Consider the following 16,272-nt stretch of genomic DNA (forward strand, 5'->3'; position numbering starts at 1 on the left):
AATAAAATAGAACGACTCTATAGATTTATCAGATGTCAGAAAATTAATCACTGACTTTTAGCAAAGGTTAAATAGCTTATTAAAAGGATGTAAATAAAAATGCCCAACAGGACATATTTCACCGTCGGGCATTAATCAATATTTAAATAAAATTAGTAAGTTTTTTGCCAGGCTAAATATTGATCGTATTTTCGCAACGCAATACGATAATTATTATGTGCTGCATTAGGCAGATCATCGATAATTCGCTGATGTATAGTCTCGCTGGCAAATTTCTCCGCCGGATAATTGCTGGCCACCAGCATTTCATCCAAACGACGCAGACGCACCACATATTCCCGTACAGTGCTGTGACTCATTTCAGTCTGTTCAAATAAATATTGCTTGAACGCCATAATATCGAAATAACCCGGTGAGCTATTACAGTATATTTCACTGCAAAAGCGGCACAGCGCCGTCAGCTCATTTTGCAGACTCAGCCACACCTGATCATCGATCGGTTGATCCATGCCAGCGATCGCTTCTTTATTGATGATTTGTCCGCGAAAAACCAATGCCATGCGATCTAACTGCTTGTGGCAGTGGGAACAATGGGTTTGCGTGTGTTTGTAGTCTTTGAGGTAACGGCTTAGGGGCCTTTTTTTTAAGATAAGTCCAGACATAAGAAGACCTGCAACAATTAACATGGAGCAAAAAATAAAATTGAGCGAAAATGAATTAAGCGTCGTTATTCAGACGGGCACGTAAGCGTTTAATCGCCTGGCTATGAAGCTGGCTAACGCGAGATTCACCCACCTCCAGCACGGCACCGATTTCTTTCAGGTTCAGCTCTTCCTGGTAATACAGCGTCAGCACCATTTTTTCGCGTTCAGGTAAAGCCTCAATGGCTTCAATCACGCGCTGACGTAGATTCCCTTCCAACAGTTGTTGCAATGGATTGGCATCGTCTAGCCCATCCAGAACAGGTTCAACACTTTCACCATGCTCTTCCCGCCACTCATCATAAGAGAACAGCTGGCTATTATTGGTATCCAGCAAGATCTGCCGATACTCCACCAGACTGATATCCAGAATCTGAGCGACTTCCTGCTCGCTCGCTGGGCGTCCCACTTTCTGTTCAACCTGACGCATTGCTTGTGCCACTTCGCGGGCATTACGACGAACGCTGCGCGGTGCCCAATCGCGGCTGCGCAGTTCGTCCAGCATGGCTCCACGGATGCGCTGTACCGCATAAGTCGTAAAAGCGGTTCCTTGCAGAGCATCGTAGCGCTCTACCGCATTCAGCAGACCAATGCCACCGGCTTGTAGTAGATCATCCAGCTCAACACTGGCTGGCAGGCGTACCTGCAAACGCAACGCCTCATGACGCACTAGTGGAACGTAGCGTTGCCAGAGGGAATTTTTATCCATCACGCCTTCGGCGGTATACAGATCGCTCACGATGACAGGCACCTAGGGTAAGAGAGTCATACCATTATCCTGTCAGGGCATGCAGACAATCGCCGGAATAGACATAGAAAAAGGCGGCTATTTACCTTATGCGCTTTTTTAGTTCGAGAGTGACAAAAAATTTCTGTATAAAATAGTTGGCTCAGATCAATTTAAACCGGCACCACAGCACGTTTGACTACAACAGTCGTTGCAAAAGAGATAAATCGTCGCTCACTTTAACCTGATCGATTTCCTGAATAAAATCGGCGATAGCCTGGGCTATGGTGTTGGCAAAAAGTGTGATCCGTGTAAAAAACCATCAAGAAATTTAATTTTTGCTTTTTATCGCTGTGTGCTACGTACCGATAAGATAAAAGGCGGCGAAATACCGCCTTTTGTTATTTAAAACATAACCCAATTAACGCAGCAGAGACAAGACAGTCTGTGGAACCTGGTTAGCCTGAGCCAATACAGAAGTCCCGGCTTGTTGCAGGATCTGCGCACGGCTCATGTTGGAAACTTCGGTAGAGTAATCCGCATCTTGGATACGGCTACGGGCTGAAGTCAGGTTGTTCACGGTGTTGTTCAGATTAGTGATGGTAGACTCAAAACGGTTCTGGGACGCACCCAGTGAACTGCGCTGAGAATCAACCGCTTTCAATGCCGCATCGATATCAGCCAGTGGGGTTGTACCCGCAGCTGTACCTGCTGCACCACCGGACACGTTACCTTTCAATACGTCAAAACCTTTGGCTTCAACGGAACGCAAATTGCCATTAACCACTGCACCAGTATTGGCATTAGCGGCAACAGCAGCATCTTTAGCTGCTTTAACTTCAGCGGCTGTTTTCGCTACAGTGTAGTTTTCGCCATTTGCCGCAGCGTTATACACGCCACTTTTCACATTGGCTTTCTGCTCAGTAGTCAAATCAGTACCAAACTTGGCTGAGCTGACAGCAGTACCCAAATCAGCACCCGCTTTTAAACCCAGAGCCGTGGTTAACGCCCCTTTTGCCGTGACCACAGCCGCATCATTAGCGGCAGCCTTAACGTCGGTCGTAAATTTGGTCAGTGCAGTGTTGATTTCTGCTTCAGTTTTTCCTGACAGCGTTTGCGCTACCGTTTCATTGGCTTTCTGTACTAAAGTCGCGGTGTTGACAACATCAGATGAAGTACCACCGGCACCGGCAGTCGCCAGGTTCCAGCCCGCGCTTGAACCAATTTCGATATTGATTTTCTGGGCATCTTGCGAACCCACCTGGAAAGCATATTCTGCGTTGGCTGCCGTGCGGTTATCCAAGACTTTAATGCCGTTGAAATCGGTTTGTTTGGTGACGCGGTTGATTTCTTCCATACGCTGGTTAACTTCAGACTGGATGGAATCGATATCAGAGGCAGAGTTAGAGCTGTTCTGCGCCTGCACGGTCAGGTCACGGACACGTTGCAGGTTGTTGTTGATTTCGCCCAACGCGCCTTCAGCGGTCTGAGACAGTGAAATACCGTCGTTGGCGTTACGTGCTGCCTGAGTCAGGCCGTTGATGTTAGAGGTGAAACGGTTGGCAATCGCCTGACCCGCTGCATCATCTTTAGCGCTGTTGATGCGCAGACCGGAAGACAAACGCTCAATGGCGGTGCCTAAAGAGCCCTGGGATTTGTTCAGGTTGTTCTGGGTCAGCAAAGACAGGCTGTTAGTGTTAATGACCGCCATGGTATTAATTCCTTTAAATATGTTTCGGCTAAGGTTTAGGCTGATTGCCTACGGCTTTAATTACCGTCCACATATTTATCGGCAACAACACTGATAGCTTTAATGAATTATTCAATTTTCTCACGAATAACCCACTGAATCGCAGAGACAAAAAAGCCCCCGCCAAAGCGGAGGCTTGATAGCATTGCCAAGCTGAAATTAACGCAGCAGAGACAAGACAGTCTGTGGAACCTGGTTAGCCTGAGCCAATACAGAAGTCCCGGCTTGTTGCAGGATCTGCGCACGGCTCATGTTGGAAACTTCGGTAGAGTAATCCGCATCTTGGATACGGCTACGGGCTGAAGTCAGGTTGTTCACGGTGTTGTTCAGATTAGTGATGGTAGACTCAAAACGGTTCTGGGACGCACCCAGTGAACTGCGCTGAGAATCAACCGCTTTCAATGCCGCATCGATATCAGCCAGTGGGGTTGTACCCGCAGCTGTACCTGCTGCACCACCGGACACGTTACCTTTCAATACGTCAAAACCTTTGGCTTCAACGGAACGCAAATTGCCATTAACCACTGCACCAGTATTGGCATTAGCGGCAACAGCAGCATCTTTAGCTGCTTTAACTTCAGCGGCTGTTTTCGCTACAGTGTAGTTTTCGCCATTTGCCGCAGCGTTATACACGCCACTTTTCACATTGGCTTTCTGCTCAGTAGTCAAATCAGTACCAAACTTGGCTGAGCTGACAGCAGTACCCAAATCAGCACCCGCTTTTAAACCCAGAGCCGTGGTTAACGCCCCTTTTGCCGTGACCACAGCCGCATCATTAGCGGCAGCCTTAACGTCGGTCGTAAATTTGGTCAGTGCAGTGTTGATTTCTGCTTCAGTTTTTCCTGACAGCGTTTGCGCTACCGTTTCATTGGCTTTCTGTACTAAAGTCGCGGTGTTGACAACATCAGATGAAGTACCACCGGCACCGGCAGTCGCCAGGTTCCAGCCCGCGCTTGAACCAATTTCGATATTGATTTTCTGGGCATCTTGCGAACCCACCTGGAAAGCATATTCTGCGTTGGCTGCCGTGCGGTTATCCAAGACTTTAATGCCGTTGAAATCGGTTTGTTTGGTGACGCGGTTGATTTCTTCCATACGCTGGTTAACTTCAGACTGGATGGAATCGATATCAGAGGCAGAGTTAGAGCTGTTCTGCGCCTGCACGGTCAGGTCACGGACACGTTGCAGGTTGTTGTTGATTTCGCCCAACGCGCCTTCAGCGGTCTGAGACAGTGAAATACCGTCGTTGGCGTTACGTGCTGCCTGAGTCAGGCCGTTGATGTTAGAGGTGAAACGGTTGGCAATCGCCTGACCCGCTGCATCATCTTTAGCGCTGTTGATGCGCAGACCGGAAGACAAACGCTCAATGGCGGTGCCTAAAGAGCCCTGGGATTTGTTCAGGTTGTTCTGGGTCAGCAAAGACAGGCTGTTAGTGTTAATGACCGCCATGGTATTAATTCCTTTAAATATGTTTCGGCTAAGGTTTAGGCTGATTGCCTACGGCTTTAATTACCGTCCACATATTTATCGGCAACAACACTGATAGCTTTAATGAATTATTCAATTTTCTCACGAATAACCCACTGAATCGCAGAGACAAAAAAGCCCCCGCCAAAGCGGAGGCTTGATAGCATTGCCAAGCTGAAATTAACGCAGCAGAGACAAGACAGTCTGTGGAACCTGGTTAGCCTGAGCCAATACAGAAGTCCCGGCTTGTTGCAGGATCTGCGCACGGCTCATGTTGGATACTTCGGTAGAGTAATCCGCATCTTGGATACGGCTACGGGCTGAAGTCAAGTTGTTCACGGTGTTGTTCAGGTTAGTGATGGTAGATTCAAAACGGTTCTGGGACGCACCCAGTGAACTGCGCTGAGAATCAACCGCTTTCAATGCCGCATCGATATCAGCCAGTGGGGTTGTACCCGTTGCTGTACCCGTTGCGCCGCCCGTCACGTTACCTTTCAATACGTCAAAACCTTTGGCTTCAACGGAACGGAAGTTACCGTTAACCATCGCACCAGCAGTTTTAGCACCCGCTTGAGCAGCGCTAACTTCAGCTTCAGTTTTTGCTGTAGCGTAATTTGCCCCGTTAATTGCAGCGCTGTAAACACCACTTTTCACGCCAGCGATCTGGTCGACGCTTAAATCAGTACCAAACGCAGCGGAGCTGACGGCGGTACCTAAATCGGCATCCGCTTTTAAACCCAGAGCCGTGGTTAACGCCCCTTTTGCCGTGACTACACCGGCAGCATCGGTTGCCGCCTTAACGTCAGTCGTAAATTTGGTCAGTGCGGTGTTGATCTGTGCTTCAGTTTTCCCTGACAGCGTTTGCACTACCGTTTCTTTAGCTTTACTAATCTGAGTAGAATCGTTCACCACATCAGATGAAGTACCACCGGCACCGGCAGTCGCCAGGTTCCAGCCCGCGCTTGAACCAATTTCGATATTGATTTTCTGGGCATCTTGCGAACCCACCTGGAAAGCATATTCCGCGTTGGCTGCCGTGCGGTTATCCAAGACTTTAATGCCGTTGAAATCGGTTTGTTTGGTGACGCGGTTGATTTCTTCCATACGCTGGTTAACTTCAGACTGGATGGAATCGATATCAGAGGCAGAGTTAGAGCTGTTCTGCGCCTGCACGGTCAGGTCACGGACACGTTGCAGGTTGTTGTTGATTTCGCCCAACGCGCCTTCAGCGGTCTGAGACAGTGAAATACCGTCGTTGGCGTTACGTGCTGCCTGAGTCAGGCCGTTGATGTTAGAGGTGAAACGGTTGGCAATCGCCTGACCCGCTGCATCATCTTTAGCGCTGTTGATGCGCAGACCGGAAGACAAACGCTCAATGGCGGTGCCTAAAGAGCCCTGGGATTTGTTCAGGTTGTTCTGGGTCAGCAAAGACAGGCTGTTAGTGTTAATGACCGCCATAGTTATTATTCCTTAAAATTATTGATTTATGGTTTGGGCGTCTGCCCACGGCTTCATCACCGTCCCAAACTGTATCGGCGCATTTATCCGAACCTTTAGCCATTCAGCAACAATTCTTTTCATCTCAGGAAAAAACTTTGATGATCTTCTTTTCTATTTGATTTCAAATTCAATGGCACAAATAGCCACGGGTAATGCCCCGCTATTCTAACCATTACTATTTGCATTTTATGTGTAAACTTTTTCTCCTCCTGGCCGATAACCCGGTATCGACACTTGAATATTAAGGATTAGACATGGCAAGTATCAGCTCATTGGGCGCCGGTTCAGGATTGCAATTAAGCGAGCTTTTAGACAATTTATCTTCCGCAGAGCAGAAAAAGCTGGTACCGCTGACCCAACAGCAAACCAGCTATAAAGGAAAACTGACTGCGTTTGGCGTGCTGCAAAGCGCATTGGCTAAAGTAGAAACTGCAGCGGCGGCCCTAAAGAAGGCCAATACCATCAATGGCACCTCGGTCAGCAGCAGTAATACCGCCTTTAGCGCAACAACTGACAGCGCAGCTAGCGCCGGTAGTTACTCCATAACCGTTGAACAATTGGCACAATCTCAATCTTTGCTGTCGGCCAAAATGCCGAATGCAACAGATAAATTGGGTAATGATAATGAGTCAAGAACATTGACCATTACTCAGCCAGGCCAAAAAAAACCGATGGAAGTCGTTCTGACAAAAGATCAGACCTCGCTAACGGACATTAGAGACGCCATCAATAAAAAAGAAGGTAACGTTACCGCCAGTATTATGAAAGGCGATGACAATTCCTATTACCTGTCCCTGACCTCGAAAACCACGGGTACCGAGTCAGAGATGACCGTTAGCGTCACTGGCGATGATGATTTAAGCAAAGTTTTGAGCTATACCCCTGAACCTGCTGGTGGCTCAGGTTCAGGTAGTGGTGCAATGACGCAAACAGTGAAAGCGGCAGATGCCAAGTTAACCGTCAACGGTATTAGCATTACTCGACAGAGCAATGTGATCACCGATGCACCAGAAGGCGTAACCCTGACGCTGAAAAGTAAAACCAAAGCTGGCGAGCCAGAAACACTGAATGTCGTCCACGACAGCAAGCCAACTAAAGATGCCATTCAGGCGTTTGTTGATGCCTATAACTCACTGCAAACCACCTTTACCTCACTGACTAAATATACCGCGGTTGAAGCCGGTGCTGATCAGTCTACCAGTAACGGCGCGCTAGTCGGTGATGGTACTCTACGTAATATCCAAACCCAGTTAAAATCTCAATTAGCTTCATCCCAAGCGGGTGATATTAAGACTTTAGCCAGTTTGGGTATTACTCAGGAAATCTCCGGCAAACTGAAAGTCGATTCAGATAAACTGGATAAAGCCCTAAAAGACAAACCCAATGCCGTTACTCAGTTCTTTGCTGGCGATGGCGAAAATACAGGGTTCGCGACCAAGATGGATAAGTTGCTAAATGATGCTCTGGATACCAGTAAAGGCACATTAAAGAATGCAACCGATGGCATTAATAAATCCTTAAAAAACCTGGATAAACAGGTTGTGAGCACCACCGCCAATATTAACGCCACTATCGAACGCTATAAAATCCAGTTTGCCCAGTTGGATAAGTTGGTAACATCATTTAACAGCACCGGCAGCATGCTGACGGCACAATTTAAATAATAAAGGATAGAAACATGTACAACCGGTCAGGGAGCCAGGCTTACGCACAAGTAGGATTGGAAAGCGGGGTAATGAGCGCCAGCCCCCACCAGTTGATCGTGATGCTGTTCGACGGGGCGCAAAGCGCCCTGGTTCGCGCACGTATTTTGATGAATCAAGGGGAGATTGCCGCAAAGGGATTAGCTATTTCCAAAGCTATCAATATTATTGATAACGGTCTGCGTACCGGGCTTGATATGGAAAAAGGCGGCGAGCTGGCAGAGAATCTGTCAGCGTTGTATGACTATATGTCACGACGCTTACTGCACGCCAATTTGCATAATGACGAACAAGCGATTGTTGAAGTAGAAGCCTTGCTTGAAAATATTGCTGATGCCTGGCGGCAGATCGGCCCCAATTATCAACCCAATTAGGACCCCATTTAATGGAACGTCACCAGCACCTTCTATCCGAATATCAACATATCCTGACCCTCAGTGAACAAATGCTAGCCTTTGCCATTGAGGGGAATTGGGATGCGCTGGTTGATCTGGAAATGACTTATCTAAAAGCTGTTGAAAGTACCGCCAACATCACCATTTCTTCCTGTTCATCTCTTTCGTTGCAAGAGATATTAAGGCGGAAATTAAAAATGATTTTAGATAATGAAACTGAAATTAAGCGTTTATTACAACTACGCCTAAATGAGCTCAGTGAATTGGTGGGCCAATCAACTCGGCAGCAAGTGGTGAATAATACCTACGGTCAATTTCCTGACCATGCTCTGTTATTAGGCGAAACACAACAATGATAGCATTATCAAGATAATAACAAAGTAGACATTTCTATCGTACATCCAGATAAAATCATTAACATTGCGGACTTTTTACCTGTTATATGCCTGCGTATGATGTTATCGCCCTACTTGTCCTGCTTCTGAAAGCTATTTTTGTGTGTCAACGACTGAGGTTTTTTTCTCGCAGAAATAGCATCGTGTGTAAAATTTGTATTAAAATAAGTTGCTAGTCTGGCGCGCAACGAGTAAAGATATTCACATGTCAATTCTGTGAAATGAATATCGATGGAACGTGTAATTAATTTTTGTTCGGGGATAGGCAGTTCAGCGCTGGTTATTCAACACACAGAGCTGGAGCTCAACTCGATTTATATTGACCATCCACTACTGATTATGGTTAACCACGGCCATAAAATTGTTCGTTGGGAAAATCAGGAGTGTATTATCCGACCCGGCGAGATCGCCGCCATTAATGGTGGTCAAGCAATTGATATTACTAATGTATTATCTGCTGATGGCGTATACTTTAGCCATACATTGAGTCTCGACCCTCCATTACTTAGCGCATTCGCTCAATCACCTGAAACACATATTCTTCCCACTGTTTCTGGCGTGATGCCAATTCGCGCTCCTTCGGGCGAATTTATCAATGCCTTCAGCTACACATTCAAAGCATTAACCGATAATAATGACATTCCCAATTCGATTATCCGTCATCGTGTAGAAGAGTTATTACTCTGGCTAGCGCTACATGGTGGAAAATTCCTATTAAAAAAAGCGGAAACACTGACAGAAAAAGTACGTCATTGTCTAGCAACCGACCCGCATAAAATATGGACGGCTGCCGAGGTGGCACAAAGGATGTCGATGAGTGAGGTTGTATTACGCCGCAAGCTCTCGGCTGAAAACACAATATTGCGTAATTTAATGATTGATGTTCGCATGACCAGCGCATTAAAAATGCTGCTGTCCACCGATTGGCCAATCTCATTAATTTCCAGTCAGGTTGGTTATGAAAGTTCATCGCGTTTTGCCGAACGTTTTCGTAAGCGTTTTGGTTTCGCACCCACAGCGATTCGTGGTCATCACCGAACCCCCCCCACATCGCTGGTTACCGACTCAGAATATAAGAATGATTTTAAACCCTCTTACTCCTAACTGCTTGGGGAATGACGATGTTATCCACTCAATCTTAAAACGCCTGTTTTACCTTGGCATTTTCGTTCATCAGCAGTTTTCTTCGCGATTAATCGCTGTATTTTATAATAAATAAAGTCTTTATAATCAAAAAATGAAGCACGACATTCCTAATAGCACCTAATATAGAAGTAACCAAGGCAATATGTATCGAGAATACCTATGCTACGTATGACCATCGGTCTGAAAAATCGTTATCCTTTGCATATCCAGATTGCAACGCTCTTCACACTGCTCATTTTGGCCATTGGCAGCGTGATTATTCTATTTAATCACCAGCAACTGACCAAGCTGACTGAACTCAGCACCCTCGAAAAGTATCAAAAAACGGGAGAAGCCATCGCTGTCGAGCTTAACGGCATCACCCGCTCAATGTCGCTATCAGTTAATATTCTAGCCAGTTTGCCGATTACTGAAAACACCCAGTTTGAACAACAGATGACCTCGGTTAACCGGTTAACTGAACTGCTCAATTTAAATAGCTATGCCAGCGCCCTTTATAGTGGCTACGACAACGGTGACTTTTTTCTGTTAAGACGTGCAACCGATCTAAGCAATAAATTATTCTTGGCTCCGGTTAACACCGCATGGATCATACAGCGTAACTATCAAGTTGATGGCGATGCTGTAAAAGACTACCTGTTTCTCGACCTGCAAAAAAATATTATCTCCAGCCGAAAAGTAATGAATGAACCTTTCGATCCCCGTTTACGCAGTTGGTTTACACAGGCTTTGCAAAACAACCGGATGGTTGTCTCTCCTATTTATATTTATAAAGCCACGGGCGAACCGGGAATAACCTTTAGTAAACGAGCGGTAAATCAACATGCCGTAGTCGGCCTGGATATTTCACTGGCGGCACTGAATCAGTTCCTGCAACAGCAAAATCTGCCTACTGGCAGCCACGCGATGATCATTGATGCGCAAAATGAAGTGATCGCCAACTTGCCAGTGCTGGCTAGCCGTGAAACATTAAATCCGGTGCTAAAAACATTATTGGAACTTAATCAAACATCCCCAGAAAAATCGGGGATAAGTCGGTTATTTACCAGTGAAAATGAGTCTTGGTATGGTAGCGTTATTTCAATTGATGAAAATAAATATCAGTTAGTCATCGCTACGCCTGCCGACTATTTAACGATAAATGCCAATCAAATTCGTAATAATTCAACGTTCATCACCTTTATTTTACTACTACTAAGCCTACCGATTATTTGGTTCTTCTCCCTGAAAATATCCCATCCACTCATCCGACTTCGTCAAGACGCCGATGCCATCAGCAATTTGGACTTTGAAAGTCAAGAAGGCGAAAACTCGCTGATTAAAGAGATCGACGAACTGCATTTCTCAATGAGAAAAATGAAACTCACACTTAATCAGTTCATTTCAATGGGAAATATACTCGCAGCAGGCCATAATTTTTCGGCCAAAATGGAAGGGTTACTGTTGGAAACCACACAGATTGCCAATATGTCCGGTGGCGTCATATTCCTGAACGACAGTAATAATCCCGGTTTTTCACCTATTGCATTCCTTTGGAATAATGAGTCCATTGATACGGCATGCATGCCTAAATTGGCACTGGATGACGCTTATTTTACCCCATTTAACTCCGTTCTATGGGGTAAAACATCCACAGGCGTCGTCAATAACGACAACTTATGGCTTCCCTTGCAAAAAATACTCGCCGATAAACTGCCTCTGTACTTTATTGCCGCACCAATCCAGAGTCACGATCATCAGCTATTAGGATTTTTACTGTTATTTAATAGTAATGCCCCTAATCAGCAAAGAGAGTTATCCCGAATTCAGTTAGTCAATGCGCTGGTTGGCAGCCTTTCTATTTCGGTTGAAGCCCAGCATTTATTACAAGAGCAAAAAAATTTACTGGATTCCTTCATCAAACTTATTGCCGGCGCGATTGATGCCAAAAGTGCCTATACCGGCGGACACTGCCAGCGGGTTCCGGTAATAACCGAAATGCTGGCTAAAGTCGCAGTGGAGGCCAAAGAGGGACCCTTTGCCTCATTTACATTGAATGAAGATGAATGGGAAGAACTGCGTACCGCCTGCTGGTTACATGACTGTGGCAAAATTACCACACCCGAATTCGTCGTGGATAAAGCCACTAAACTCGAGACTATTTATAACCGAATTCACGAAGTAAGGTTGCGCTTTGAAGTATTGAAACGCGAGAAAGAAATCAGTTTTCTGCATCAGTGCCTAGCCCATCCTGAACAGGTTGCAGATTGGTCATTATTAACACAGCAACTACTGCAAATAGATGAAGACTTCTATTTTATCGCTCAGTGCAATATTGGACAGGAAGAATTATCTGACGCAGCGATAAGTCGCATTCATCAAATAGCCGAGTACCGCTGGAATCGTACATTGGATGACAGAATCGGTATCGGTCATGAAGAAATGCGTAGGAAAAATCGATCACCGCAAGCCTCATTGCCGGTGTCAGAACCCCTATTGGCCGATAGAGAAGAACATATCATCTACCGGGATGATAAAGGTAAACATCCAGAATATGATGATTTCAAAGTACAACCGCCAACTTATCAATACAATCTTGGTGAAATTTACAACCTGAGTATCAAACGCGGCACGTTAAATGAGGAAGAACGCTATAAAATTAATGAACATATTATGCAAACCATTATCATGCTGAAAAAACTGCCCTTCCCACGCACAATGGCGAATGTGCCAGCGATTGCTGGCGGCCATCATGAGCGCGTGGATGGAAAAGGTTATCCGAATCAACTTCATGCTGAGCAGATGAGTATTACCACGCGAATGATGGCGATTGCTGATGTGTTTGAGGCCTTGACTGCCGCCGACCGTCCTTACAAAACGGGGAAAAAACTCTCTGAGTCTCTGAATATTATGGCGAATATGGTGAATGACCATCACTTGGATCGGCAACTATTCATTCTATTTCTACAGTCGGGGGTGTGGCAGGAATATGCTGGAGTTTATCTCCAACCAGATAAGATCGATGCTATCGATATAGCGGCATTAATGCGTAAAGTGGCCGAATCCTGAGTGATTTCGCAGCCATCTTAAACAAGCACAATAACCGAGGATAGACGATAAGTTATTCTCAGTTATTGTGCTGATGATTAATTGGTTTTCACACTACTGCCAAAAAACATTTCAGTGATCAATTCATTATTTATCGTCTCACCGCTTAGCGTTCTGACCAATAATTCACTGCCCAATAACTGTAGCGAAAATACCATATCAGGATTGACCCGTTTAATTTTAGGCTGATTTTGACTTTCATTAACCAAGGAAATAGTTTTGGTTTCAGGCCCTGCGATTTCTTTGGCTGCCAGCAATGTAAAGACATTTTCCGCATCACTATTACATAAGGTGATAATATATTTAGCCCTGTCAGCTCCCGCATCTTTCAACGTCGCCACCGAAGAAGGATCGCCGGTAACAATATCAGCGCCTTTCGGCAGTTCGATGGCCGTTCCAGTGGCAACCACCAGCGTTACCGCTTCACCACGATCGTGCAGACCATGATAAACATTAAGGGCTAAGGGGGTTATACCAACGATAATATAATGATTTTTACGTATCACGTGAGAGATCCTGCCTTTAACAATTCGCTGAATATTATGACTGATCATTGGACCAACGATTGCGGTAATAGACGCCGCAAAAACGGTGATACCCATAATAATAATCGAAAGTGTAAACATACGGGCGTTAGTGGTGTCAGGAACAATATCGCCAAAACCCACCGTGGACATAGCAACAATCGAAAAATAAATCGCGGTGGCCAGATCTTCGATCGGAGGAGAAAATTCCGCACCCAGATAAAGCGTCCCAATGACGGCATACAGCAATAATGACGAAATGCTGACAATAGCGAATAAACTGCTACTAGCCAGGCTTTGATGATCAAACTCTCGCCAGTAAAACAGTAGACCAACAATAATAGCGATAGATAAACCCGTAATATGCACATCGCTGTTGCCATTCAGAAAATTCAACAATGTCATTGCCAACAGCAGAAACAAGGTGAAAACCCACGCAGTACGGGCTTTGAGTGATAAACCTATAGCCATCAGAATCAGGCCAAGGCCAATAACAAAACGTGGAATCTCCAATAGCCCCAACATGCCGAGCGTTTCTTTCCAGGTACTGAAACTACCCAACGTTTGGGGCATATATTTTAGTGCCCGTGTCAGCACCGGCGCTAATATCAGATAACCATTAATTGCGACCATCACGGCCAGACAAAATACGGGGGATATTCGCCCTTTAATCCTATGAAATAATCTCATCAATAGACTAACCATGAGTGGCAAAGTGAGTTTAGTATAGGTTTAATCCGAATAAAAATATAGGGTTAAGCACCAAGTCACTTACAGCTTATTCGTGTGAAAACCCGGTAATCCTACCCCGGATTATCTCTATCAGATAAATATCAGGCTGAATAACCCGATAATTTACTTCAAGCCTTGAGCGGCGCACAGCCCATTCGTTCGGATAATACCCCCGGTGTATTTTTCAGGCTGCTCTGAATTTCCGTCGGCAAACCCGACCATATAACCAAACCTGTCCGCCGTTCGACATCCGTTACCGTGGCTTGAAAATCGCAGAAGTTGGCCGAGGTCGGTGTATCTTGATCCAGGATAAAAGTCGCGTAGTGGTTCACGGCTGGACTGTGATTAATAAAGATGATTTTCCAATACCCGCTGGGAATACGATGTGGTTTTTTCGCATTCGGCAGTGTACCCATATTTCGTTCATATAACGGGCCAGTAACGGTATAGACCGCTCTGATATCAGCACGATTTGCCAGAATACGTTCCTGATTCTCGAGTTTCGCCCACGCCCCCTGATTCAGCATGGCTTTCTGCGGAGTGATATTGGACAGGTAATTCAGACTCGGCCAGTCCGTGGCGGCGGCCAGACTGGCTAACGGTGCCTGATGACCGCGATCAATATTTAGCACCTTACTGGCACCTTGATAATCTTCTGGATCGAGGGTGTCGGCCGCAGGCAGGTCTGGATCGGTTTTCCAATGACGTGGCCGCCCACTCGCCTGTGTTGTGCGCGTAATTTTATATGCCACCCAATGGGCAAATTTGGTGGCCGCACTGTTATTCAGCGTATAGGTCTCTCGAATCAGTATTTCATCACTGCCGCTGCCCGTTGGGCACCCTACGCCACAGTTGTCAATTTCGTGCCGGGTCAATAAGGCCTGTGGCACGCGCAGCGATTGAGTCGAAGTACAGGCGACAATCAGCAATACCTGTGTAAACACAATGATTTTAATGATTAATTTGATACTCATGGATTCTTCCTTGATCGGTTTAAAATAATTGCGTGCATCTACAGTGAAATATTTAATTATGAATGCTGCCAACTAGCCAAAATGATAAAAATCCCTTTATTATATTCACGCCAATATTTATTCCAACACTCACATCACCAATAATACTATATTATTAGAAACTCATTTTTAATTTCATCTAAAAAATAACTCACCGCCTCTACTCCCGCCAGATAAAAAACATCATTCCACCCGCATGATGAAATCGTTTTATTAAATACAGAATAAATCGATGAATTTACCCTCTTTATCGAACTCACTGACGTGAAGTTAGCTATAAATATATATTTTTATATAAAATATATAACAATAAACAATTCAAATGACATGGAAATATAACAATGAAGAATGGGTTAAATAAATGGGTTGCCAGTCTGGCTGTATTAACCTCTATCGGAGTGAGTTTGCCGGTGGCTGCAAATGAATCTGACAGGTTTGTTCCACCCACGTCATATCGCTGCATGGCTTATAAAGGTGTCGAGCATATGCGTATCTTGAATATCGAAGCTGAGAATGAAAGGATCGCTGTTGCTGAGGCTCAATCCAGACAATCATCGGGCTGGGAAGTACACTCTTGCGTTAAAAACTGATAAAAATAAACCACGGAGCAATAGCCGCAACTATTTATTTTTAAGATTTATTTTTGAGGACTTGCCCCGCGGAATACCCCGGGGCTTGTTCGTCATGACTAGCAGGTTTACACGCCCATGTTCATCACTTCCTGGTAGGCGGATACCAGTTTATTTCGAACCTGAATGCCCATTTGCAGGGAAATAGAGGATTTTTGCATATCAACCATCACGTCATTCAAACCGACGCCTGGCTTACCCAACTCAAAATTCTGCGCCTGAGTGCGAGCGGTGGTTTGCACTTCACTGATTTTTCCCAGCGCGGCTTTCAGCTCACTGGCAAAACCCGGCTCGGCTGGCATGATTTTGTTCGTGCTACCGGCAGCCTGCAACGCACTGACCTGCATTTGTTGTAAAACACCTTCAATACCTTGAACGGACATAAAAACCTCAGTGAAAACCCGTGCTCAGGACAGAAAAACACCATGTCCGGCACAGATTGGTATTTTCAGGCTGACACCCTAACACACCCTTTCTCAGCTAAACCGGCTAATTAGATACAA

14 protein-coding genes are annotated in these 16,272 nt (G+C 45.5%); 6 read left to right on the top strand and 8 right to left on the bottom strand.

The annotated features are described in order from the left end of the window. Positions 1–152: 152 nt before the first annotated feature. The 5 genes from fliZ to DJ39_RS13135 all read right to left on the bottom strand — a co-directional run bounded on the left by fliZ (position 153) and on the right by DJ39_RS13135 (position 6,103). Positions 153–662, bottom strand: a complete 510-nt coding sequence (gene fliZ, locus DJ39_RS13115; protein ID WP_038240764.1) for a flagella biosynthesis regulatory protein FliZ — start codon at positions 660–662, stop codon at positions 153–155. A gap of 55 nt (positions 663–717) precedes the next feature. Beyond that, positions 718–1,440: an RNA polymerase sigma factor FliA gene (locus DJ39_RS13120; RefSeq protein ID WP_004723361.1), complete on the bottom strand. Its 723-nt coding sequence runs from the start codon at positions 1,438–1,440 to the stop codon at positions 718–720. 409 nt (positions 1,441–1,849) lie between these two features. Then, complete coding sequence (locus DJ39_RS13125; RefSeq protein ID WP_038241977.1) at positions 1,850–3,139, bottom strand: FliC/FljB family flagellin; 1,290 nt, start codon at positions 3,137–3,139, stop codon at positions 1,850–1,852. A 198-nt stretch (positions 3,140–3,337) separates the two neighbouring features. Next, the gene (locus tag DJ39_RS13130; protein ID WP_038241977.1) at positions 3,338–4,627 is read right to left on the bottom strand and encodes a FliC/FljB family flagellin; all 1,290 of its coding nucleotides are present in this window, start codon (positions 4,625–4,627) and stop codon (positions 3,338–3,340) included. 198 nt (positions 4,628–4,825) lie between these two features. Further along, entirely contained in the window at positions 4,826–6,103 is a 1,278-nt protein-coding gene (locus DJ39_RS13135) for a FliC/FljB family flagellin (protein ID WP_038251462.1), read from the bottom strand. A 296-nt stretch (positions 6,104–6,399) separates the two neighbouring features. Between DJ39_RS13135 and fliD the strand changes: the two genes are divergently transcribed. The 5 genes from fliD (at position 6,400) to DJ39_RS13160 (ending at position 12,832) form a co-directional block, all read left to right on the top strand. After that, the gene (fliD, locus tag DJ39_RS13140) at positions 6,400–7,809 is read left to right on the top strand and encodes a flagellar filament capping protein FliD (protein WP_004720682.1); all 1,410 of its coding nucleotides are present in this window, start codon (positions 6,400–6,402) and stop codon (positions 7,807–7,809) included. A 14-nt stretch (positions 7,810–7,823) separates the two neighbouring features. Next, positions 7,824–8,222 carry a flagellar export chaperone FliS gene (gene fliS / locus DJ39_RS13145; protein ID WP_038241981.1) on the top strand — a complete coding sequence of 133 codons (399 nt, stop codon included), beginning with the start codon at positions 7,824–7,826 and terminating at the stop codon, positions 8,220–8,222. A gap of 11 nt (positions 8,223–8,233) precedes the next feature. Next, entirely contained in the window at positions 8,234–8,599 is a 366-nt protein-coding gene (gene fliT, locus DJ39_RS13150) for a flagella biosynthesis regulatory protein FliT (protein ID WP_004720686.1), read from the top strand. Between the two features lie 270 nt (positions 8,600–8,869). Beyond that, positions 8,870–9,742, top strand: a complete 873-nt coding sequence (locus DJ39_RS13155; RefSeq protein ID WP_004720688.1) for a helix-turn-helix transcriptional regulator — start codon at positions 8,870–8,872, stop codon at positions 9,740–9,742. A gap of 201 nt (positions 9,743–9,943) precedes the next feature. Then, on the top strand, positions 9,944–12,832 hold the full coding sequence (locus DJ39_RS13160) for an HD domain-containing phosphohydrolase (protein ID WP_038241986.1): 2,889 nt from the start codon (positions 9,944–9,946) through the stop codon (positions 12,830–12,832). A 77-nt stretch (positions 12,833–12,909) separates the two neighbouring features. Here the strand turns inward: DJ39_RS13160 and kch are convergent, their stop codons facing one another. Together kch and DJ39_RS13170 are read right to left on the bottom strand one after the other, a co-directional pair. Beyond that, positions 12,910–14,085, bottom strand: coding sequence for a voltage-gated potassium channel protein (gene kch / locus DJ39_RS13165; protein WP_038241989.1), 1,176 nt, complete (start codon positions 14,083–14,085; stop codon positions 12,910–12,912). A gap of 170 nt (positions 14,086–14,255) precedes the next feature. Further along, positions 14,256–15,101 carry a DNA/RNA non-specific endonuclease gene (locus DJ39_RS13170; protein ID WP_038251463.1) on the bottom strand — a complete coding sequence of 282 codons (846 nt, stop codon included), beginning with the start codon at positions 15,099–15,101 and terminating at the stop codon, positions 14,256–14,258. A gap of 380 nt (positions 15,102–15,481) precedes the next feature. On the opposite strand from DJ39_RS13170, the gene DJ39_RS13175 reads away from it, so the two are divergent. Further along, positions 15,482–15,730: a hypothetical protein gene (locus tag DJ39_RS13175; RefSeq protein WP_004720694.1), complete on the top strand. Its 249-nt coding sequence runs from the start codon at positions 15,482–15,484 to the stop codon at positions 15,728–15,730. 107 nt (positions 15,731–15,837) lie between these two features. On the opposite strand, the gene fliE is transcribed toward DJ39_RS13175, so the two are convergent. Continuing rightward, complete coding sequence (gene fliE, locus DJ39_RS13180; RefSeq protein WP_004720696.1) at positions 15,838–16,152, bottom strand: flagellar hook-basal body complex protein FliE; 315 nt, start codon at positions 16,150–16,152, stop codon at positions 15,838–15,840. Between the last annotated feature and the right edge of the window lie 120 nt (positions 16,153–16,272).

This window comes from Yersinia ruckeri ATCC 29473 (genome assembly GCF_000754815.1).
Taxonomy (GTDB): Bacteria; Pseudomonadota; Gammaproteobacteria; order Enterobacterales; family Enterobacteriaceae; genus Yersinia; species Yersinia ruckeri.